At 64.8% G+C, this 22,109-nt stretch carries 9 protein-coding genes; 5 read left to right on the top strand and 4 right to left on the bottom strand.

Features of this window, described 5'->3' with window-relative positions:
* Positions 1–2 precede the first annotated feature (2 nt).
* Together HX866_RS23745 and HX866_RS23740 are read right to left on the bottom strand one after the other, a co-directional pair.
* Positions 3–13,034: a non-ribosomal peptide synthetase gene (locus HX866_RS23745; RefSeq protein WP_177140499.1), complete on the bottom strand. Its 13,032-nt coding sequence runs from the start codon at positions 13,032–13,034 to the stop codon at positions 3–5.
* Between the two features lie 100 nt (positions 13,035–13,134).
* Positions 13,135–13,893, bottom strand: a complete 759-nt coding sequence (locus HX866_RS23740) for a thioesterase II family protein (protein ID WP_177125721.1) — start codon at positions 13,891–13,893, stop codon at positions 13,135–13,137.
* Positions 13,894–14,191: 298 nt separating this feature from the next.
* On the opposite strand from HX866_RS23740, the gene HX866_RS23735 reads away from it, so the two are divergent.
* On the top strand, positions 14,192–14,740 hold the full coding sequence (locus HX866_RS23735) for an RNA polymerase factor sigma-70 (RefSeq protein ID WP_177095071.1): 549 nt from the start codon (positions 14,192–14,194) through the stop codon (positions 14,738–14,740).
* A 6-nt stretch (positions 14,741–14,746) separates the two neighbouring features.
* Here the strand turns inward: HX866_RS23735 and HX866_RS23730 are convergent, their stop codons facing one another.
* Positions 14,747–15,547 (bottom strand): substrate-binding periplasmic protein, encoded by an 801-nt coding sequence (locus HX866_RS23730; RefSeq protein WP_371316805.1) that lies wholly within the window; start codon positions 15,545–15,547, stop codon positions 14,747–14,749.
* Between the two features lie 107 nt (positions 15,548–15,654).
* Positions 15,655–16,278: a TetR/AcrR family transcriptional regulator gene (locus HX866_RS23725; RefSeq protein ID WP_371316797.1), complete on the bottom strand. Its 624-nt coding sequence runs from the start codon at positions 16,276–16,278 to the stop codon at positions 15,655–15,657.
* Positions 16,279–16,456: 178 nt separating this feature from the next.
* Here HX866_RS23725 and HX866_RS23720 point away from each other — a divergent pair, with 178 nt between their 5' ends.
* Genes HX866_RS23720 through HX866_RS23705 form a run of 4 tightly spaced genes read left to right on the top strand, consistent with a single transcriptional unit; the run spans position 16,457 to position 21,883 of the window.
* Complete coding sequence (locus HX866_RS23720) at positions 16,457–18,241, top strand: acyclic terpene utilization AtuA family protein (RefSeq protein ID WP_177140498.1); 1,785 nt, start codon at positions 16,457–16,459, stop codon at positions 18,239–18,241.
* A gap of 55 nt (positions 18,242–18,296) precedes the next feature.
* Entirely contained in the window at positions 18,297–19,913 is a 1,617-nt protein-coding gene (locus HX866_RS23715; RefSeq protein ID WP_177140497.1) for an acyl-CoA carboxylase subunit beta, read from the top strand.
* Positions 19,914–19,937: 24 nt separating this feature from the next.
* Positions 19,938–21,095 (top strand): citronellyl-CoA dehydrogenase, encoded by a 1,158-nt coding sequence (atuD, locus tag HX866_RS23710; protein ID WP_177125723.1) that lies wholly within the window; start codon positions 19,938–19,940, stop codon positions 21,093–21,095.
* A complete protein-coding gene (locus tag HX866_RS23705; RefSeq protein WP_177140496.1) occupies positions 21,092–21,883 on the top strand; it encodes an enoyl-CoA hydratase/isomerase family protein in 792 nt (263 codons plus the stop codon). The genes atuD and HX866_RS23705 overlap by 4 nt, the downstream gene beginning before the upstream one ends.
* Positions 21,884–22,109: the final 226 nt, after the last annotated feature.

The raw sequence follows: 22,109 nt of genomic DNA, 5'->3' as shown, positions 1-22,109 counted from the left end.
GGTTATAGCCCCTCCAGCTCCGCCATCAGGTCGCTCAGCCGATCAACTTTCTCCTCGCTGATGTCGTTGGCCTGCAAGCCGTCGATATAAGCCGCCAACTCCTCCACCGTGCCACACTCGAACATCGCCCGCAGCGGCACATTGCGTTGCAGGACCTTCTGCACCCGCGAAGCAATCTGCGTGGCCAGTAACGAATGACCGCCCAGTTCGAAGAAGTTGTCTCGCACACCCACCCGCTCGACCTTCAAGACTTCGGCCCAGACACCCGCCAGGGTCTGCTCCAGTTCATTGCGCGGAGCCAGGTAGTCCTGACTGGCCAACTGGCCGATTTCCAGGGCCGGCAAGGCCTTGCGGTCGAGCTTGCCGTTGGCGTTCAATGGCAGCGCGTCCAGCCACAACCAGTGCAACGGCACCATGTATTCCGGCAACTCGGCGCGTAAACGCTGGCGAATCCGCTCCAGTCGCTCGTTCACCCCCAAAGCCGAATCCGTCGCCACCAGGTAACCCACCAGGTGCTTGCCGTTGACCCCTTCCTGAACCCCGACCGCGGCCTCACGGACTTCCGGCTGTTCATGCAGGCGTGCCTCGATTTCCCCCAGTTCGATCCGGTAACCGCGGATCTTCACCTGATGGTCGATACGCCCGACATATTCCAGCACCCCATCCACCCGGCGCCGGGCCAGGTCGCCGGTGCGGTACAGACGCTCGCCCGGTCCGCCGAACGGATGCGGCACAAACACCTGCGCGGTGCGCAGCGGGTCGCTGACATAACCACGACCGACCCCGGTCCCGGCCACGCACAACTCGCCCACCGCACCCGGCGGTACCAGTTCATCGGCACCGTCGAGCAGGTACAAACGGTTATTGTCGGTCGGCAGGCCGATCGGCAGGTAGCTGCCGCGCGTCGAGGCCTCGTCGACCCGGAAGAACGCCACGTCGTCCGAGCACTCCGCCGGACCATAGGCATTCACCAGCCCGACCCGTGGATAACGTTGCAACCACTGATGGGCCAGCTCGGGCGGCATCGCCTCGCCGGTCGGCAACAACCAGCGCAGGCCGTCGAGGCTGACCGGGTCGAGGGCCAACAGGCCCTGGATCAGCGACGGTACGCTTTCCAGCACACTGATGCCCTGCTCCCGGACATGCTCCAGCAAACCTTGCGGATCATGGGCCAGGGCATTCGGCACGATAGCCACCTGCGCACCGAACAGCGGGGCCGCGAGGAACTGCCAGACCGAAATATCGAAACTCTGCGAGGCCGTCTGGGCAATCACATCCGCTTCGCTCAGTTGCAGGTACGGCACCTTGCTCAACTGGTTGTTGAGCATGCCGCGCTGCTCCACCATCACGCCCTTGGGCAGGCCGGTGGAGCCGGAGGTGTAGATCACGTAGGCGAGATTATCCGGGGTACTGTGGATACCGGGGTTGGACGCGGCATAAGCACCCTGTTGAACCTCTTCCCAGACCAGCAGCTTGGGACGCAGCGGCTCGGCGAACTCTTCCAGCAACGTCCGGGCCCGCTCCAGGCAATCTCGGGTGCAGACCAGCAATGGCGTGCGGCTCAATTCGACGATCCGGCTCAGGCGCTGGCCAGGCAGGCCCGGGTCCAGCGGCAGGTAGCCGGCACCCGCCTTGAAGCTGCCGACGATCATGCCCAGCAGTTCCAGGCCACGTTCGGCCAACAGGGCCACCGGCTGATCGAAACCGACCCCGGCCGCGACCAGCGCATGGCCCAGGCGGTTGGCCGCCAGGTTCAGTTGCTGGTAACTTTGCTGCTGATCCAGGCAGCTCGCCACGATCCTTTGCGGGTGCTCGTCGACCCGCGCCTCGAACAGCGCCACATAACTCTGTTCCAGCGGGTAGGCCCGCTCGCTCTGGTTGCAACCGTGCAGCAGGAACTCGCGCTCGTCCTCGCTCAGCAGCGGCAAGTCGGCCATATCGCCGTGCAAGCCGTCCATCAAGGCCAGCAACAGGCGCTTGAACTCGCCGAGCAGGCGCTCGACGCTGGCCTCCTCGAAATAACGCTGGTCGTAGGACAGGTGCAGCCCCAGGTCATCGCCCGGATAGCAGACCGCCGTCAGCGGGAAGTTGGTGTGGGTACGGCCCGAGTCCGAGGTCGCGTTGAAGCTCTGGGCATGGTCGAGTACCGAGACCTGCACCGGGGCGTTCTCGAACACGAACAGGCTGTCGAACAGCGGCTGGCCCTTGGGCAGTTCGCTGTGTTCCTGGATATTCACCAGGGGCAGGTATTCGTACTCGCGCAGTTCCATGTTGTGCGCCAGCAAGCCGCTCAGCCAATCACGCACGCTGCAGCTCACACCGTCCTGCGGCAATTTCACCCGCAGCGCGATGCTGTTGATAAACAGGCCGACGGTGCGTTGCATCTGCGGCATGTCCACCGGACGACCGGCCACGGTCACGCCGAACAGCACATCCCGATCACCGCTGAAACGACGCAGGACCAGCGCCCAGGCCGCCTGGGCAAAGGTGTTTACCGTCAGTTGATGCTGCTGGGCCAACTCCCGCAGGCGCGCCCCATCACGGACATCAAGGCGGGTGTAGCAGTCACCCACGCGCATCCCGCCAGTGGCACCCGCGTGTTCACGCAGGAACGGCCGGTCGCTGGGGATATGCGTCGCGCGTTCGAAACCTTGCAGGTTGTGTTTCCACCACTGCCGGGCTTGCACCAGGTCCTGGCGTTGCAGCCAGCCGATATAGTCGCGGTAGCGTGGCGGCTGCACCAACTGCGCCTCACGGCCCTCGCCCATGGCGGTGTAGATTGCAAAGAAGTCGTCCATCAGCAGCGAACGGCACCAGGCATCGATCAGGATGTGATGGTTGCTCATCATGAACCAGTAGCGTGCCGCACCGACCTTGATCAGGCGCAGGTGGAACGGCGCCTCGCGCAGCAGATCGAAACCGGCCACCCGCTCGCTTTCGAGCAAGGCTTGCAGGCGCGGTTCATGGGCGGCCTCGGCTTCCAGGCTCCAGTCCAGGTATTCGAACGGTGTGCTGCCGGGCTTGTGGATAACCTGCAACATGTCTTCGCCGACGTTCCAGCAGAACGAGGCACGCAGGGCTTCGTGACGGGCGATCACCTGCTGCCAGGCCTCGGCGAAACGCTGCGGTTCCAGTTCGCTGTTGATGCGGTAGCGGTCCTGCATGTAGTACAGACCGGTCCCCGGCTCCAGCAAGGTGTGCAGCAGCAGGCCTTCCTGCATCGGCGTCAGTGGATAGACATCTTCGATCCGGGTCGCCGGCACCGGCAGTGCATCGAGCTGCGGCTGCGTCAGGTGGGCCAAGGGGAAGTCCGACGGGGTCAGGCCGCCGCTGCCGTCTTTCAGGCAGTGTTCGATCAGGCTGTCGAGTTCACCCAGGTAGGCCTGCGCCAGTTCGGCGACGGTCTGCGGGGCGAGGCGTTCGCGGCTGAAGGTCCAGCGCAGGACCAGTTCACCGCCATACACCTGGCTGTCGATGCTCAACTCGTTGGGCAACGGTGCCTCCGGCGAATGGGCTTGCCCCGCCGACTCGTCCAGCGGACGGAACAACGCCTCGTCGCCAAAGCTCTGGTCGAACTGCCCCAGGTAGTTGAAGGTGATCGCCGCTTGCGGCAGGGCCGCCAGCGCCGTGCGATGCACCGGATCGGCCAGATAACGCAGCACGCCATAGCCCAGGCCCTTGTGCGGCACGCCGCGCAATTGCTCCTTGATCGCCTTGATCGAGGCGCCCTGTCCAGCGGCTTCCTCGATCAGGGACGGGGTCAGGCGCACCGGGTAGGCGCTGGTGAACCAACCCACGGTGCGGGTCAGGTCGATCTCATCGAACAGGGTTTCGCGGCCATGGCCTTCGAGCTGGATCAGGGCCGAGTCGGCACCGGTCCAGCGACAGATAACCCGCGCCAGGGCGGTCAGCAACAGATCGTTGACCTGGGTGCGATAGGCCGCCGGCGCCTGTTGCAGCAAAGCCCGGGTGCGCGCCGCCGGCAAGCGGACGCTCAGGGTTTGGGCGTGACGGTTCTGCCGCCCGCCCTGGCGGTTCGCGCCGGGCAGGTCGGCCACGGGACCGGCCAGTTGCGCCTGCCAGAGGGCCATTTCTTCCCGCAGCGATTCACTGCCGGCATACGCCTGCAGGCGCGCCGCCCAGTCGCGCAAGGCACTGGTCTTGGTCGGCAGTTGCACGGCCCGACCTTCGATCAATTGGCCATACGCCGTTTGCAGATCGTCCAGCAGAATGCGCCAGGAGACGCCATCCACCACCAGGTGATGAATCGCCAGCAGCAGGCGTTGTTCGCCCTGCGGCCCGTCCACCAGCAAGGCCCGCAGCAACGGCCCCTGTTGCAGGTCGAGGCTGCGTTGGGCTTCGCTGTACAGCTCGGCGCACTGCGCCCAGTCGGTGACACGCACCTGCTGCAACACGCTGACCGCCGTTGGCGCCGCGTATTCGGCCAGCCATTGACCGTGGGGACGGGTAAAACTCAGGCGCAATGCATCGTGGTGCTCCAGCAGAAGCAGCAGCGCGTTTTCCAGGGCATGGGGTTCGAGGGTACGGGTCGGTGCCAGCAATACTGCCTGGTTCCAGTGTTGACGCTCGGCGATTTCATTGTCGAAGAACCAGTGCTGGATCGGCGTCAGGCCCGAGGCGCCGCTGAGCAGGCCTTGTTCGGCAACGATCCGTTCGCTGCGGGTGGCCACCGCCGCCAGGCTTTGCACGGTCTGGTGCTGGAACAGGTCACGAGGGCTGAAATGAATCCCCTGGGCCCGCGCCCGGCTGACCACCTGGATCGACAGGATCGAGTCACCGCCCAGTTCGAAGAAGTTGTCATGCAGGCCCACTTGCGAGAGATTCAGCACCTCGCTCCAGATGGCGGCCAGGCACTGCTCCAGTTCGTTGCTCGGCGCCACATAGTGCTGGCGATTGAGCTCCGGGTCCGGTGCCGGCAAGGCGCGACGATCCAGCTTGCCATTGCCGGTCAGCGGCATTTGCGCCAGCAGGATCAGGTGCGCGGGCACCATATAGTCCGGCAGTTGGCGCTTGAGATGCAGCTTGAGGGCTTCGCGCAAGGCGGCCTGTTGCGCTTCGTCCTGCTCGGCCACGTCGCTGGTCAGGTACGCCGCCAGTTGCCGACCACCCGGCATTTCCAGGGCGAGGACCACCGCCTCGCGAATCGCCGGATGTTCCAGCAGGCGGTTTTCGATTTCCCCCAGCTCGATACGGAAGCCACGAATCTTCACCTGATGGTCGACACGCCCGAGGTATTCCACCTGCCCGTCGGCCAGTTGCCGGACCCGATCACCGGTGCGATACAGGCGTCCGCCAGCGGCCGAGAACGGGTCGGCGACAAAACGCTCGGCGGTCATGCCCGGACGCTCGTGGTAACCCTGGGCCAGGCCCGCGCCGCCGACATAGAGTTCGCCAGTGGCGCCTTGTGGCAGCAGTGCCAGGTCCTCATCAAGGATAAACGCCACCCGCGCACCGACCACACGACCAATCGGCACGCTGGCGACGCCCTCTTCCAACTGCTCGGGCGCGAGGCTGGCCAGGGGCATGACCACGGTTTCCGTCGGGCCGTAGGCATTGAAAAACAGTTGCGGCTTGAACGCCGCACGAATGCGCTGCAGATGTTCGCCGGTCAGGGCTTCGCCGCCGGTGATGCACAGGCGCACCGGCAGGGTCCGCGCCTGGGTTGCCAGCCACTGCGCCAACTGGCTGCCGTAGCTGGGGGTGAAACCGAGGACATTGACCCGCTGTTCCTCGATCAACTGGCAGATCTGCTCGGCATCCCATTGTCCCTGGGCCCGCAATACCACCCGGGCACCGCTGAGCAACGGCACCAGCAGACGCTCGGTGGCGGCATCGAAGTTGATCGAATAGAAATGCAGCTCACAGTCGTCGGGCTGCATCTCGAAACGTCGGATCACCGCCTGGCAATGCATGGCGATTTCACCGTGGGACACCACCACGCCCTTGGGCTTGCCGGTGGAACCCGAGGTGTAGATCAGGTAGGCCTGGTGCTGCGGCAGATTGATAAACGGCAGCTCGCTGGCGGGATAGTCGACCAGGGCTGGGCCGTCTTCTTCCAGGCACCAGCTCGCCACACCGCTGGGCAGCGGCCCGAGGGCATCGAGCAAGGCGCTGTGGCTCAGCAACAAGCCGACGGCACTGTCTTCGATCATGTAATGCAGGCGGTCCAACGGGTATTCCGGGTCCAGCGGCACATAGGCGCCGCCGGCCTTGAGAATCGCCAGCAGGCCGACCACCAGATCCAGCGAACGCTCCAGCGCCAGGCCGACCCGCACCTGCGGGCCGACGCCCTGCTCACGTAGACGCCAGGCCAGGCGATTGGCGCGGCGGTCGAGTTCGCCATAACTCAGGGTCTCGCCAGCAAACGTCAGTGCCGGGGCGTCCGGACGGGCCAGGACCTGCTGCCCGAACAGGCTCTGGATGCACTGGTCCAGGCGCTGTTCGCCGGCTTCGATAGCCAGGCTGTCGTGCAACGCCTGTTGTTCGTCGGCCTGCAACAGCGGCAATTCACAGAGACGCTGTTGCGGGTCTTCGAGCAAGGCCTGCAACAGATTGCGCCAGTGCTCGGCCATGCGCGCAATGCGCGGTTCGTCGAACAGGTCAGTGCTGTAGGTCAGGCAGCAGCCCAGGCGCTGGTCGAGATCGGTGACCTCCAGGTTGAGGTCGAACTTGGTCGCCCGGGCATCGTTGACCAGGTACTCCACGGTCATTTCGCCGAGGCGGCGGCTTTGCTGGAATTCCCAGCGCTGCACATTGCACATCACCTGGAACAGCGGATTGTAGGCTGCGCTACGAGGCGGTTGCAGGGCTTCCACCAACTGGTCGAACGGCAAGTCCTGGTGGGACTGGCCTTCGATCACGGTGTGGCGGACCTGCTCGAACAGCTCGCCGACGCGCATCTGGCCGTCGAGCTGGCAGCGCAGCACCTGGGTATTGAGAAACGCGCCGATCAGGCCTTCGCTTTCCGGGCGGATACGGTTGGCCACCGGCGCGCCGATACGCAGGTCGCTCTGGCCGCTGTAGCGATAAAGCAGCACGGCCAGGGCGGCGGTCATGGTCATGAACAGGGTCAGGCCCTGTTCGGCATTGAAGGCACGGACTCGTGCGGCCAGGGCGTCGTCGAGGTCGAAGCGGTACAGCTCGCCACGATGGCTCTGCACCGGCGGCCGCGGACGGTCGCCGGGCAGTTCCAGCAATGGATGTTCATGGCCCAGTTGCGCGGTCCAGTAATCCAGCTGGCGCTGGCGCTCGCCGGATTCCAGCCATTCGCGCTGCCAGGCGCTGTAGTCCAGGTACTGCACGGCCAGCGGCGCCAACGGCGATTCGCGGCCTTCGGCAAAGGCTTCGTAGAGCGCGCTCAATTCACGGGCGAAGATGTCCATCGCCCAGCCTTCGGTGACGATATGGTGCAGGGTCAGGACGAAGTAGTGCTCCTGCTCGGCGGCCTTGACCAGGCAGGCCCGCAGCAACGGCCCGGTTTCCAGGTCGAACGGCTGGTGCGCCTCGCTGTCCGCCAGTTGCTGCAGACGCTGCTCGCAGGTGGCACGGTCGAACCCGGTGAAGTCCTTCAGGGCCAGGCTCAGGCCGGTCTCGGCTGCCACCCGCTGACAAGCGACGCCATCGACACTCGGGAAGGTGGTGCGCAGGGTCTCGTGGCGCAGGATCAACGCCTGCAACGCGGCCTCGAAACTGGCCAGGTCGAGCACGCCGTTCAAACGCGCCATGCCGCCGACGTTGTAGGCCGGGCTGTCCGGTTCCATCTGCCAGAGGAACCACATGCGCTGCTGGGAATAGGACAAGGGCACCGGCCGACTGCGGTCGACCGGCAGGATCGCGGTTTGCAGGTTACGTCGACCGGAACCCTGGATCAGCCGGATCTGTTCGGCAAAGGCCCCCAGCTCGCTGGCTTCGAACAGGACCCGCAACGGCAGCTCGACATCGCAGGCCTGGCGGGTCCGGGAAATGATCTGGGTGGCCAGCAACGAATGACCACCGAGGGCAAAAAAGTCGTCCCGCAGGCCGATGCGCGGCTGACCAAGCACTTCGCGCCAGATCGCGGCGATCTGCTGCTCGAGTGCGCTTTGCGGCTCAAGGTGCTCACGGACCTGCCACTGCGGTTCCGGCAGGGCCTGGCGATCCAGCTTGCCGCTGGGGCTCAGGGGCATGGCGTCGAGGCGCACCAGTTGCGAGGGCACCATATAGTCCGGCAGCTCATCGGCCAGCACGGCCTTGAGACGATCGTTCTGCTGCGCCTCGGGTTCGTCGCTGGCAGGGCTGGTGTAGTAGCCGATCAACTGCGCACCGGCGGCGGTTTCGCGCACCAGCACCACGGCCTGGGCCACCTCTTCCAGGGCCAGCAGGCGCGCTTCGATTTCCTGCGGTTCGAGGCGGAAGCCGCGCAGCTTGACCTGCTGGTCGAGACGGCCGAGGTATTCCAGCACGCCGTCGGCAGTCCAGCGCACCCGGTCGCCAGTGCGATACAGGCGCGCGCCGGCCTCACCCAGCGGATCGGCGACAAAACGTTCGGCCGTCAACCCCGGACGCCCCAGGTAACCCCGGGCCAGACCGATGCCACCGATGCACAGCTCACCGGGTACACCGGCAGGCAACGGGTTGAGGTCGGCATCGAGGACCCGGGCAATCACGTTGCCCAGTGGCCGGCCGATGGGTGAACGCTCGCCATCGGTGACCTGGCACTGCCAGTGGGTCACGTTGATCGCGGTTTCGGTCGGGCCGTAGCGGTTGTGCAACTGCACCTGCGGCAAGGCTTCCAGGGTCCGGTCGCGCAGCTCGGCGGACAAGGCCTCGCCACCGGAAAACAGCCGCCGCAAACTGCCGCAAGCGGACACCTGCGGCTCATGAACGAAGAGTTGCAGCAGCGCCGGGACGAAATGCAGCGTGGTCACGCCATAGGTCTGCACCAACTGGGCAATACGCTGGGGATCGCGGTGCTCACCGGGACCTGCGAGCACCAGGCGGCAGCCAGTGACCAGCGGCCAGAAGCATTCCCAGACCGATACGTCGAAGCTGATCGGTGCCTTCTGCATCAGCACGTCGCTGTCGTCCAGCGCGTAGGTCGCCTGCATCCATTGCAGGCGCTCGGCCAAGGCCGCGTGAGTGTTGCCGACGCCCTTGGGCTGGCCGGTGGAGCCGGAGGTGTAGATCACATAGGCGAGGTGTTCGCCTTCCAGATGCAGGCCCGGCGCCTGGCTCGGCCAGGTGTCGAGCTTGAGCAGGTCGAGGGCGATGGCGCTGACCCCGGCGGCCACTGGCAAGCTGTCGAGCAGATGGCTTTGGGTCAGCAGCAGTTCAACACCGCTGTCGGCGAGCATGTAGGCCAGGCGCTCGGCCGGGTAGTCCGGGTCCAGCGGCACGTAGGCACCGCCGGCCTTGATGATGGCGAGCAGGCCGATCAGCAGTTGTGGCGAGCGCTCGGCGGCGATGGCGACGCGCACGTCCGGGCCGACGCCCTTGTCCCGCAGGTAATGGGCCAGGCGGTTGGCCTGGGTGTGCAAGGCGGCGAAGTCGAGGCTGCCACCCGCCCATTGCAGGGCGATGCGTTCCGGGGTCAACCGAGCCTGTTGTTCAAGCAGCTCGGGCAACCATTGCCGAGCCGGGGCACAGGGGGCCACGGCCCATTCAGCTTGTTGCGCCTGTTCGCGGCTATCGAGCAGTTGCACATCGCCAAGGGCCAATTGCGGCTGGGCACAGACTTCACGCAGCAGGCTGACGAAGTGGCCGGCCAGGCGCTCGATGGTCCGTGGGTCGAACAGTTCGTCGGCGTAGTCGAAGGACAGGCTCAGGCGACCGCTGCGATCTTCCTCGCTGTGCAGTTGCAGGTCGAACTTGGCTTCGCGGCTGTGCCAGGGCAACTCGTCGGCCAGCAGGCCGGGCAAGCGGCGCAACGCCGTGAGGTCGCGCTGCTGGTGGTTGAACAGGACCTGGAACAAGCCCTGTTCGCGGGCTTGCGGGAAGGCTTCGAGCAGTTGTTCGAACGGCAGGTCCTGGTTCGCCTGGGCCTCGAGCGTGGCCTGACGGGTACGGGCCAGCAGTTCGCTGAACGGCAGGCGTGCCTCCAGTTCGACCCGCAGCACCAGGGTGTTGATAAAGAAGCCGATCAGACCCTGGGTTTCCAGGCGCGGACGGTTGGCGCTGGGCACGCCGATGCGAATGTCCTGCTGGCCGCTGTAGCGGTGCAACAGGCTCTGGAACACCGACAACAGCAGCATGAACGGCGTCGATTCAAAGGCCCGGGCGGTCTGGCGCACGGCGTCGCCGAGGGCGGCATCCAGGCGCAGGGTCAGGCGTTCGGCACTCTGGCGTTTCTGTGCCGAGCGCGGGTGGTCGGTGGCCAGGCTCAGGGTCGGCAGCTCGTCGCCGCCCAAGCGGGCTTTCCAGTAATCCAGCTGACGCTGGCCTTCGCCCTGGGCCAGCCATTGGCGCTGCCAACCGGCGTAGTCGGCGTAATGCAGGAGCAATGGCGCCAGCTCCGCCACCTGGCCCTGGGTCGCCGCGGCATACAGCCTGGCGAACTCGTCCATGAGGATATTCAGCGACCAGCCGTCGGCGATGATGTGGTGCATCGTCACCAGCAACTGATGTTCCTGTTCATCCAGGCGCACCAGGGTCACCCACAGCAACGGACCTTTTTCCAGGTCGAACTGGCTGTGCGCTTCGTCCTCGCGGATCTGCCGGGCACGGGCCTCACGGGCTTCCGCGGGCAAGTCGCCGAGGTCAATGCATTGCAATTCGAAGCTGGCCTTGGCCTCGATTCGTTGCAAGGCCTGGCCGTCACGCTCAAGGAAACGCGTGCGCAGGGATTCGTGGCGGTCGAGCAATTGCTGGAAACTGCTGCGCAACGCCGCCTCGTCCAGCTCGCCGCGCAGGCGCAGGGCACCGGGGATGGTGTAGGCGCTGCTTTGCGGGTCCAGTTGCCAGAGGAACCACAGGCGGTTCTGGGCCAGGGATTGCGGCAGGTCCTGGTTTCGCGCCAGGGCGGCAATCGCCCCCTGGGCCAGGCCGCCGTCCTGTTGCAGGCGCGCCACCTGGGCACTGAAGTCGCCGAGGGTCGGCGCTTCGAACAGCAGGCGCAGGTTCAGCTCGATGCCCAGCGCTTCACGCAGGCGGGCCACCACCTGGGTTGCCAGGATCGAGTTGCCGCCCAGCAGGAAGAAATGATCAGCGCTCTCGACCTGCGCAACCTGCAGCAGTTCGGACCAGATTCGGCCGATCAAGGCTTGCAGTTCGTTGCCGGCGTCACCCCCGGCGGCGGCCAGGTCCGTCGCCGCGTCTGTCGAGCGATCCGGGAATACCGCATAAGCATCGAGACTGCCATCGGCCAGACGGCTGCGGCAGGCCGAACGCTGCAACTTGCCGCTGGAGGTTTTCGGCAAGGCCCCCGGATTGAGCAGTACCACCACGCTCGGTGCTTGCTGATACGCCTCGGCCACCGCCTGGCGGATCGCCTTGATCAAGGCCTCGGGCGGCAGGATCTTGCGCACGCTGCGGCTGATCTCGGCGGCGATGCCGATGCCCTCCTCGCCCTGGTCGGTGACCGCAAACGCCGCCACCCGACCTTTGCGCACCACCTCCACTTCCCGCTCGATGGTCTTTTCGATGTCCTGGGGATAGAGGTTGTGACCACGCACGATCAGCATGTCCTTCAGGCGCCCGGTGATGTACAGCTCGCCGTCGCGCAGGAAACCCAGGTCGCCAGTGCGCAGCCAGGTCGCCCCGGCGTGTTCGACAAAGGTCTTGGCCGAGGCCTCGGGGTTGCGCCAGTAACCCAGGGCGATGCTCGGGCCGGTTGCCCAGACCTCGCCCACCTGGTTCTCGGCCAGTACTTGCAGGGTATTCGGTTCGACCACCTGCACGGCATGCCCGGGCTGGCCGGTGCCGCAACTCATGACCGCGTTGCCGCTGCCCGGCTGCGCGCGATTCTGCGCCAGGGCCGCGTCATCCAGGTGCAGTGCCGGAATGCCCCGACCCCGCTGGCCACCGGCGACGAACAAGGTGGCTTCCGCCAGGCCATAGGAGGCGAACCAGGCTTGCTCGTCGAAACCGCACGGGGCGAACTGTTCGGCAAAACGCTCCAGGGTATCGAGGCGAATCGGCTCCGAACCGGAATAGGCCACGCGCCAGCGGCTCAGGTCCAGGCGCGCCAACGCGCTGTCACTGACCCGTTCGCTGCACAGGCGATAGGCGAAGTCCGGGCCACCGCTGATGGTCCCACCGTACTCGCTCATCGCTTCCAGCCAGCGCAATGGCCGGGCGAGGAAATACGCCGGCGACATCAGCACACAGGGCACGCCACTGAAGATCGGTTGCAGCAGGCCGCCGATCAGGCCCATGTCGTGGTACAGCGGCAGCCAACTGACGATGACATCATCGGGGTTGAGATCGATCCCGAAACCACGACGGATCAGCAGCTCGTTGGCCACCAGGTTGCCGTGGCTGACCTGCACGCCCTTGGGCAACGCGGTGGAACCGGAGGTGTATTGCAGGAAGGCGATGTCGTCGGCCTGCAGCTCGGGCGGGTTCCAGTGGGCGGCCAGCGCGCTGTCCAGTTGATCGACGCTGAGCAGGCCCGGGGCATCGGCGGCGGACAGCTCGTCCATCTGCAGCAGCGGTTCGCGCAGGGCCTCCTGGGTCAGGACCAGGCGCGGTTCGGCATCGGCGATGATCGACAGCAGGCGTTCCTGATGGTGACGGCGGGCGGACTCCGGCGGATAGGCCGGCACCGCGATGACCCCGGCGTACAGGCAACCGAAGAACGCCGCGACGTAGTCCGGGCCGCTGGGAAACAGCAGGACCGCTCGATCCCCGACCTCGGCCCGGGCCTGCAAGGCCGCCGCGATGGTCCGTGCCCGCAAGTCCAGATCCCGGTAGCTGAGCACAGCGCCCTGCTCCTGGCTCTCGGCGAGAAAACGCAAGGCCAGTCGATCCGGCGTCTGCGCCGCACGACGTTGAAGGGCCTGGGCCAGGGTGCTGGGGAGGTCGAACGCATCCATCATGGTATTCCTGCCTGAAGTCGGCCTGCCCGGGGTAGTGAGGACGGGAAGGCTGATTGAATATGAGACGTGAAAAGACAAAGGTGAGGCTTGCCGCCGGACGTCAGCCCGCGGCCCTGGCCAACTGCCGCCGCGAGCCGTTGCGCCAGCGGGCCAGGTGCTCGTCGGCATAACGCCGCAGGCAACGCAGTAGCGCGGCTTCCTGATCGATCAGGTAGAAGTGATGGCCGTCGAACATGTCCAGGGAGAAACCGGTGCTGGTTTCTTCCTGCCAGTCGAGCAGCTCATCGGCGCGGACGCTGTCCTGCTTTCCGCCGAACACGTGGATTGGCAGCGGCAACGGCGGGCGTTCGCCGTAGCTGAAACTGCCGCAGAGCAGAAAGTCGGCGCGCAGGATCGGCAGCATCAGTTGCATCAGGTCGGTATTGGCCAGGGTTTCCTCGGCCGTGCCCTTGAGTTCGCGCAGGCGCTCGAGCAACTGCTCGTCGGTTTTCGCCAGCGCGTACTGGCTGACATCCCGCCGCACCGGCCCAGCGGTGGCCGAGACGAACAGCGCCAACGGCAGCGGCAAACCACGCTCGTGCAGGACATGCAGCAGCTCGAATGCCAGCAGGCCGCCGAGGCTGTGGCCGAAGACGGCATAGGGCTGGTGGGTTTCGCCGGCGATCTCGTCGGCCAGTTGCCGGGCCAGGGACTTGATATCGCTTTGCAGCGGCTGGTTCATGCGCAGGCCACGCCCGGGCAATTCCAGCGGCGAGACCTGCAGCCACTGCGGCAGCTTACGCCGCCAGCGATGGTAGAACGTGGCGCTGGCACCCGAATAAGGAAGGCAGAACAGTCGCAGCCCGGGGGACGTGTTCATGCCCAGCCACCCTTGATGAAAACCATGTCGCCCTCCTCGAAGATACCGATCCTGGGCCGTGCGAGTGCCCGGCCTGTTCTCCATGAGAACGGATGGCCCGAGGGAATAATTAGTCTCGGCCGCCCTCTGCCATGCAGGTGGCAAAGCACAGCGAACAGGTAGGCATCAAGCCATACATAAAATGATTAGTTATTTTTCTCATTTGACAATCATTATCATTCGTCCTACTTTTATGTCCGCCACGCCGGACACCTCTCACGGTTTTGTCCCGCTACCTACTCGTTACAAGGTGATTTCCATGATGGAACATGCATCCACAAGCAAGTGCGATTCACCGCTGCTCCAGGCGTTTGTCGACAACCGCCTGATCCTGGTCAAAATTGCCGCGCGCATCACCGGTTGTCGCTCCCGTGCCGAGGACGTGGTGCAGGACGCCTTTTTCCGCCTGCAGTCCGCACCGCAGATCACCTCCTCGTTCAAGGCCCAGTTGAGCTACCTGTTCCAGATCGTGCGCAACCTGGCCATCGACCACTACCGCAAGCAGGCGCTGGAACTGAAGTATTCGGGGCCGGAAGAGGAAGGCTTGAACGTGGTGATCCAGGGCGCGTCGCCGGAGAACTCGCACATCAATTTCCGTGCGCTGGAAAACATCGCCGATGCCCTCGGCGAATTGCCCCAGCGCACCCGCTATGCGTTCGAGATGTACCGGCTGCACGGCGTGCCGCAGAAGGACATCGCCAAGGAGTTGGGGGTTTCACCGACACTGGTGAACTTCATGATTCGCGACGCCCTGGTGCATTGCCGCAAGGTCTCCGGCACCCGCGGCAATAGCCTGGAACGACGCTGAGCAGGACTACTGGCCAGCGACCGCGGCGGCCACCGGCATCACGGTGATGCGATAGGGCTGGAAGATTTTCAGCAACTCACCGCTGTCGTGCAGGCGCTGCAACAACTTGCCGAACGCCTCGCCGCTGATGGGCGCTTGCGGTCGCAGGATCGCATAGTGGTGATAGACCTGATCGACACGCTCGGAGATCAGCAGTTCCTTGGCCACATCCGGGTTGCGGATCAGGTAATCGGACAGGTAGGAACGGGTCACCAGGGCGATATCGGCCCGCCCGCGCAAGACCATCAGCAGGTTGGCGTCATGGGAGTACGTCAGGGTAGCGTTGTAGGTGTCGGCGAGGAACTTGGGCTCGGCGTTGAAGTTGGCGAACTCGTAGTGGTAACCGCTGAACAGGGCCAGGCGCTTGCCCTTGAGGTCGGCAAAGTAGCTTTCATTGCGACCCGGTTCACGCTGGGCGACAAATACCTCGGCATCCTCCAGGCCCATATCGACCGCGGTGTGCGGAATATCCTTCCAGCCCCAGGCCGGATTCTCGAAGATCGCCATGTCGGTCCGCCCCTGTTGCAGATCACCGAAGCGACGCGGAATCGAGGTCGGCACCAGGGTGAACTGGTAGTCGCTCTGCAACTTGTTCAAGGCCTCGGCCAGTTGCGGCAACAGGCCGGTGTCGGCGCCTTGTTCGGGTCGGATGGTATAGGGTGGGAAATGCGCGGCACCGATCCGAACCACTTGGGCCGCCGAAACCGGCAGAACTACCCATGCAGAGAGCGCCAACAACACAATCCGGGAAAACGTGCGCACAGGCAGGACGTTCAAAGGCACACACCTCAGGAAAAAAATCGTGGCCTAAAACTAGGCGTTTTTTCCAACTTAGACAACTTTTCACCGATTAATTAATGACTTGCACAACAGTGTCATGAGTCTTTGAGAATCAGCATCAACGCCTCTTCAGCCAGTTGATCCAGGGTCAGGCTGCCCTGGGGTCGAAACCAGGTCGTGGTCCAGGACAAGGCGCCTGTCAGGAAGCGCCGGGTGATGAACACATCACCCTTGATATAACCGGCATCGCGGGCTTCACCGAGCACCTGGAGCCAGATCTGCTCGTAGAGATCGCGCAATGCCAGGACCTTGGCCTGCCCTTGCTCGGACAACGAGCGCCATTCATAGACCAGTACCGCCATGGCCTCACCGGTGCCGCCCATGATCGACTGCAGTTCACAGCGGATCAGCGCCAGCACCCGCTCACGCAGACTCCCGGCTTCTGCCAGGGATGCACGCATCAGGGCCGTGTTGTAGACGATAGTCTCCTCCATCACCGCGCGCAGGATTTCGTCCTTGCTTTTGAAGTGATGGAACAGGCTGCCGGACTGAATACCGATGGCGCTCGCCAGGTCGCGCACCGTGGTGCGGTCGAAGCCCTGGTTGCGAAACAGATGGGCCGCGGTCTGCAGCAGTTTGCCGCGGGCACTGTCCGGGTCGGTCAGTTGTCCGCTGCTGACCAGGTCGCGCATGACCTGCTGGGCTTGTTGCTCGTTCACGGCATTTTCCTCATGACCCGACTGCATCCCCCCTCGGCCTATGGACAAGAGGGAGGTTGCGCGCAATTTAAGCCTACAGGGGCAGCCTAGCAAGCGCTTGGGGTGACCAGACCGGCGGGACTTACAAACCAAGCGCTTGCTTGGTAGTCTCGCCCGAAGACTTTCCCAGGGGACTCTGATGAAGGCTACGGTTCGTGTCGGTTGCGCCAGCGCATTCTGGGGCGATACCAGCACCGCGGCGGCGCAGTTGGTCGAAGGCGGGCGCCTGGACTATCTGGTGTTCGACTATCTGGCGGAAGTGACCCTGTCGATCATGGCCGGGGCACGCATGAAAGACCCCGCCGCCGGTTATGCAAGCGACTTCGTCGAAGTCCTGCAGCCCTTGCTCGGCGAGATCGCCGGCCGGAAAATCCGCGTGATCAGCAATGCCGGCGGGATCAACCCACAGGCCTGCGCCACGCGCCTGCAAGCGGCCTGCACGGCGGCCGGGGTAGCGTTGAAGATTGCCGTGTTGCTCGGCGACGACCTGCAACCGCAACTTCAACAACTGTCCGCGAGCGGCCTGCGCGAAATGTTCAACGAGGCGCCACTGCCCGCGCACTGCGTCTCGACCAACGCCTATCTTGGTGCGCCGGGCATCGCCCACGCACTCAGCCTGGGCGCCGATGTGGTGATTACCGGGCGGGTGGTCGACAGCGCCCTGGTCAGCGCCGCCCTGGTGCATGAGTTCGGTTGGTCCTGGCAGGACTACGACAAGCTGGCCCAGGCCGCCCTCGCCGGGCATATCATCGAGTGCGGCGCCCAGTGCACCGGCGGCAACTTCACCGACTGGCGCGAGGTCCCGGACTACGAGCACATCGGTTTTCCCATCGTCGAGGTCAGCGCCGACAGCCACTTTCTCGTCAGCAAGCCCGAGGGTTCCGGCGGCCTGGTGACGCCGCTGACCGTGGGTGAACAACTGCTCTACGAAATCGGCGATCCCAGGGCCTACCTGCTGCCGGATGTGATTTGCGATTTCACCCGGGTTCATCTGGTCCAACAGGCGGCCAATAGCGTCCGGGTCAGTGGCGCCAGGGGCTCGCCACCGACCGCGCAGTACAAGGTCTGCGCCACCTATCCCGATGGCTTTCGCTGCACCGCCAGTTGCCTGATGGCCGGGATCGACGCGGTGGACAAGGCCCGCCGGGTCAGCCAGGCGATCCTCGCCAAGACCACGGAAATGCTCAACGCCCGTGGCTGGCCGCCCTACAGCGAAGTCAGCTGCGAGCTGCTCGGCAGCGAAGCCACCTACGGTCCCCATGGCCGCCGCCAGGACAGCCGCGAGGTGGTGATCAAGCTGGCGGTGCGTCACCCCGAACGACAGGCGCTGCTGCTGTTCTCCCGGGAGATCGCCCAGGCCGCCACCGGCATGGCGCCGGGGCTGACCGGGATCCTCGGCGGACGGCCCACGGTTTCCCCGCTGATCCGCTTGTTTTCCTTCCTGATCGATAAAAATGCCTGCGCGTTGAGCGTGCATCTCGACGGGCAGGTGCAGTCCGTCGCCCTGCCCGCCCCGACGGCCATGCAGGCCATTACCGAAGACCTGCAACCGCCCAAGCCCCAAGGCCGCGCCGAAGCCAATGTGCCGCTGGTGAAACTGGCGGTGGCGCGCTCCGGCGACAAGGGCAATCACAGCAATATCGGGGTCATGGCGCGGCATCCCGACTATCTGCCGTGGATCGCCGAGGCGTTGACCCCGGCGGTGCTGGTGGACTGGATGGGGCATGTCCTCGACCCTCGTCTTGGCCGTGTCGAACGCTGGTACCTGCCCGGCACCCACAGCCTGAATTTCCTGCTGGAAAACGCCCTGGGCGGTGGCGGTATCGCCAGCTTGCGCATCGATCCCCAGGGCAAGGCCTTTGCCCAGCAGTTGCTGGAAATCCAGATTCCCGTGCCCCGGCAGATTGCCGATCAACTGGCTTGAGGGCCATCACCGTGAAGCGTGCAGCCATGTTCGATCCAGCGAAAAGGAGAGCCCCATGCCCGTGATCGAATCCGCCGTCGATGGCCAGGGCGAAGATTTCGCCCGCCATCGCCAGGCCATGCTCAGCCACCTTGAGCAGATCCGCCAACTGGAACAGAACCTGCTGGACAAGGCTGAAGGCGCCCGCGAGAAATTTGCCAGCCGGGGCCAACTGCTGCCCCGGGAACGGCTGAACCTGCTGCTGGACCCTGGCGCGCCGTTTCTCGAACTGGCGAGCCTGGCCGGCTACCAACTGCACGACGACAAGGACGGCAGCCTGGCCGGCGGCGGCCTGATTGCCGGGATCGGCCATGTCAGCGGCGTGCGCGTGCTGGTGGTGGTCAATAACAGCGCGATCAAGGGCGGGACCATTTCCCCCAGCGGCCTGAAAAAGACCCTGCGCCTGCAACAGATCGCCCTGGAAAACCAATTGCCGGTGATCACCCTGGCCGAAAGCGGCGGGGCCAACCTCAATTACGCGGCGGAGATTTTCGTCGAAGGGGCGCGCTGTTTCGCCAATCAGGCGCGCATGTCGGCGATGGGTCTGCCGCAGATCACCGTGGTACATGGCTCGGCGACCGCGGGCGGCGCCTATCAACCGGGCCTCTCGGATTACGTGGTGGTGGTGCGCGGCAAGGCCCGCTTGTTCCTCGCCGGGCCGCCGTTGCTCAAGGCCGCGACGGGCGAAGTGGCGACTGACGAGGAACTCGGCGGCGCACAAATGCATGCCCAGGTCGCCGGCACCGCCGAGTACCTGGCGCAAGACGATGCCGACGGCGTGAGCATCGCCCGGGAAATCATCGCCCAATTACCCTGGAACCACCGGCAGCCGCTCATGCCTGCGCGAACCTGGGCCGAACCGCTCTACCCCATCGACGAGTTGCTCGGATTGATCCCCGATGACCCGAAAAAGCCCTATGACGTGCGCGAGATCGTCGCCCGCCTGGCCGACGGCTCGAACTTTCTCGAATTCAAGGCCGAGTTCGACACCCAGACGATCTGCGGCCATCTGCAGATCCAGGGTCGACCCTGCGGCCTGATCGGCAACAATGGCCCGATCACACCGAAGGGCGCGAGCAAGGCCGCGCAGTTTATCCAGCTCTGCGACCAGAGCCGCACGCCCCTGGTGTTCCTGCATAACACCACCGGTTTCATGGTCGGCACCGAAGCCGAGCAACAGGGGGTGATCAAGCACGGGGCGAAGATGATCCAGGCGGTGGCCAATGCCCGGGTGCCTAAACTCACCCTGGTGGTCGGCGGTTCCTATGGCGCCGGCAACTACGCCATGTGCGGACGTGGCCTGGACCCGCGCTTCATCTTCGCCTGGCCGGGCAGCCGCACCGCGGTGATGGGCGGCGCCCAGGCCGGCAAGGTGCTGCGGATCGTCACCGAGGCCCGCCAGCTCAAGGACGGTCTGGTGCCCGACACGAAGATGCTGGATGGACTGGAGCAGATGACCGCGCAGAAGCTCGACAGCCAGTCCACCGCGCTCTACGGCACGGCCAACCTGTGGGACGACGGCCTGATCGATCCGCGGGACAGCCGCACGCTGCTGGGTTACTTGCTGGATATCTGCCACGAAGCCGAGGTTCGTCAGCTACAACCCAACAGCTTTGGCGTGGCGCGGTTCTGATCAACGATCACGGAGAACAAGGACATGATCTTCACCCTGGAACACCAAGCCCTGCGGCGCACCGTGCGCCAGTTCGTCGAACACGAGATCAACCCCCACGTCGACGAATGGGAGAAAGCCGGACGCTTTCCCATTCATGAGATTTTCCGCAAGGCCGCCGGGCTCGGCCTGCTCGGCATCTCCAAGCCGGAGTCGTTCGGTGGCCTGGGTCTGGACTACAGCTACTCCATCGTCGCCGCCGAAGAGTTCGGCAGCATCCGCTGCGGCGGGATTCCCATGTCCATCGGCGTCCAGACCGATATGTGCACCCCGGCCCTGGCGCGCTTCGGCTCCGATGAGCTGCGCGAGCAGTTCCTGGCGCCGGCCATCCGTGGTGAACAGGTCGGCTGTATCGGCGTCTCCGAGGTCGGCGCCGGCTCCGATGTCGCCGGGCTCAAGACCCGCGCGCGCAAGGACGGCGATGACTATGTGATCGACGGCAGCAAGATGTGGATCACCAATTCGCCCTGCGCCGACTTCATGTGCCTGCTGGCCAATACCTCGGACGACAAACCGCATCTGAACAAGTCGTTGATCATGGTGCCGATGAACAGTCCGGGGATCAGCCTGAGCCCGCACCTGGACAAGCTCGGCATGCGCAGTTCGGAAACCGCCCAGGTGTTTTTCGACAACGTGCGGGTGCCCCAGCGCAACCGCATCGGCCAGGAAGGCGCGGGGTTCATGATGCAGATGTTGCAATTCCAGGAGGAGCGGCTGTTCGGCGCGGCGAACATGATCAAGGGCTTGGAGTCCTGTATCGACAGCACCCTGGCCTACTGCAAGGAGCGCCAGACCTTCGGTACACCACTGATCGACAACCAGGTGATCCACTTTCGCCTGGCCGAACTGTCGACCGAAGTCGAAGCCTTGCGCGCGCTGGTCTACCAGGCCACCGAGCAGTACATCGGTGGGCAGGACGTGACGCGACTGGCCTCCATGGCCAAGCTCAAGGCCGGACGCCTGGGCCGCGAGGTCAGCGACAGTTGCCTGCAATACTGGGGCGGCATGGGTTTTATGTGGGACAACCCGGTAGCCCGGGCCTATCGCGATATGCGCCTGGTGTCGATTGGCGGCGGCGCCGACGAGATCATGCTGGGGATCATCTGCAAGCTGATGGGCAGCCTGCCGGGGAAAAAGCGGTGAGTGCCCTGCCGGTGTGCCGGACCTTGCGTCTGGCCCTGGACGGCGGCGTGTTGCGGATCAGCCTCGACCGCCCGGACAGCCGTAACGCGATGAACCGGCAGATGGTCGACGAACTGCGCGCAACCCTCGCCGCCGTGCGCCTTGATCCCGGCGTTCGGCTGCTGGTATTGCGCGGTGTCGGCGGGCATTTCTGTGCTGGCGGCGATATTCACGAGATGGCTCAGGCGCGCCAGGCTGGCGTGGAGGCTTGCCGCGAGCTGAACCGGGCGTTCGGCGCCTTGCTGGAGGAAACCCAGCATGCGCCACAGGTGGTGATTGCCGTGCTGCAAGGGGCGGTGCTCGGGGGTGGCCTGGGCTTGGCGTGTGTCAGCGATATCGCCATTGCCGAGGGCGGCGCGGCGTTCGGCTTGCCGGAGACCAGCCTGGGGCTATTGCCGGCGCAGATTGCACCATTTGTGCTGAGGCGGATCGGCTTGACCCAGGCGCGGCGCTTGGCCTTGACCGCGGCGCGCTTCGACGGCAACGAAGCCGGACGCCTGGGGCTGGTGCATTTTGTCGAAGCGGATGAACAGGCCTTGGAGGCACGCCTGGAGACCCTGATTGCCCAGGTGCTGCGTTGCGCACCGGGCGCGAATGCGGCGACCAAGGCGTTGTTGCTCGATGAGCAGCCGTTGGGGCCGTTACTGGATCGGGCCGCCGAGGGGTTTGCCGCGGCAGTGACCGGGGAGGAAGGCATCGAGGGGACCTTGGCTTTTGTGCAAAAACGAGCACCGCGTTGGCTGCCCTGACCGCCCTTCGGACGGTATCGCCAGCAAGCCGGCTCCTACAGTCTTTCGGCGTACACAAAATCTGTGGTCGGCCCGCCCCCTGTGAACAGGATCAATCAGTTGCACGACCCATGGAACCGCCAACAGGTTTTGTGTCGAACCCGACTCTTGTGGTCGACACACAACCTGTAGGAGCTGGCTTGCCAGCGATGGCGGCCTCACTGACAACACATTCACCCGAGGATCA

Origin of the sequence: Pseudomonas gingeri (genome assembly GCF_013386165.1) — a bacterium.
Taxonomy (GTDB): domain Bacteria; phylum Pseudomonadota; class Gammaproteobacteria; order Pseudomonadales; family Pseudomonadaceae; genus Aquipseudomonas; species Aquipseudomonas gingeri_C.
Note: the sequence above shows the minus strand (reverse complement) of the source record. Positions and strands in the feature narration are given on the sequence as shown.

Bases quoted from the DNA above. Each gene is read 5' to 3' on its own strand.
- HX866_RS23720 (WP_177140498.1), top strand. From the start codon at position 16,457: ATGAAGGCTACGGTTCGTGTCGGTTGCGCCAGCGCATTCTGGGGCGAT.
- HX866_RS23740 (WP_177125721.1), bottom strand. From the start codon at position 13,893: ATGAACACGTCCCCCGGGCTGCGACTGTTCTGCCTTCCTTATTCGGGT.
- HX866_RS23735 (WP_177095071.1), top strand. From the start codon at position 14,192: ATGATGGAACATGCATCCACAAGCAAGTGCGATTCACCGCTGCTCCAG.
- atuD (WP_177125723.1), top strand. From the start codon at position 19,938: ATGATCTTCACCCTGGAACACCAAGCCCTGCGGCGCACCGTGCGCCAG.
- HX866_RS23715 (WP_177140497.1), top strand. From the start codon at position 18,297: ATGCCCGTGATCGAATCCGCCGTCGATGGCCAGGGCGAAGATTTCGCC.
- HX866_RS23745 (WP_177140499.1), bottom strand. From the start codon at position 13,034: ATGATGGATGCGTTCGACCTCCCCAGCACCCTGGCCCAGGCCCTTCAA.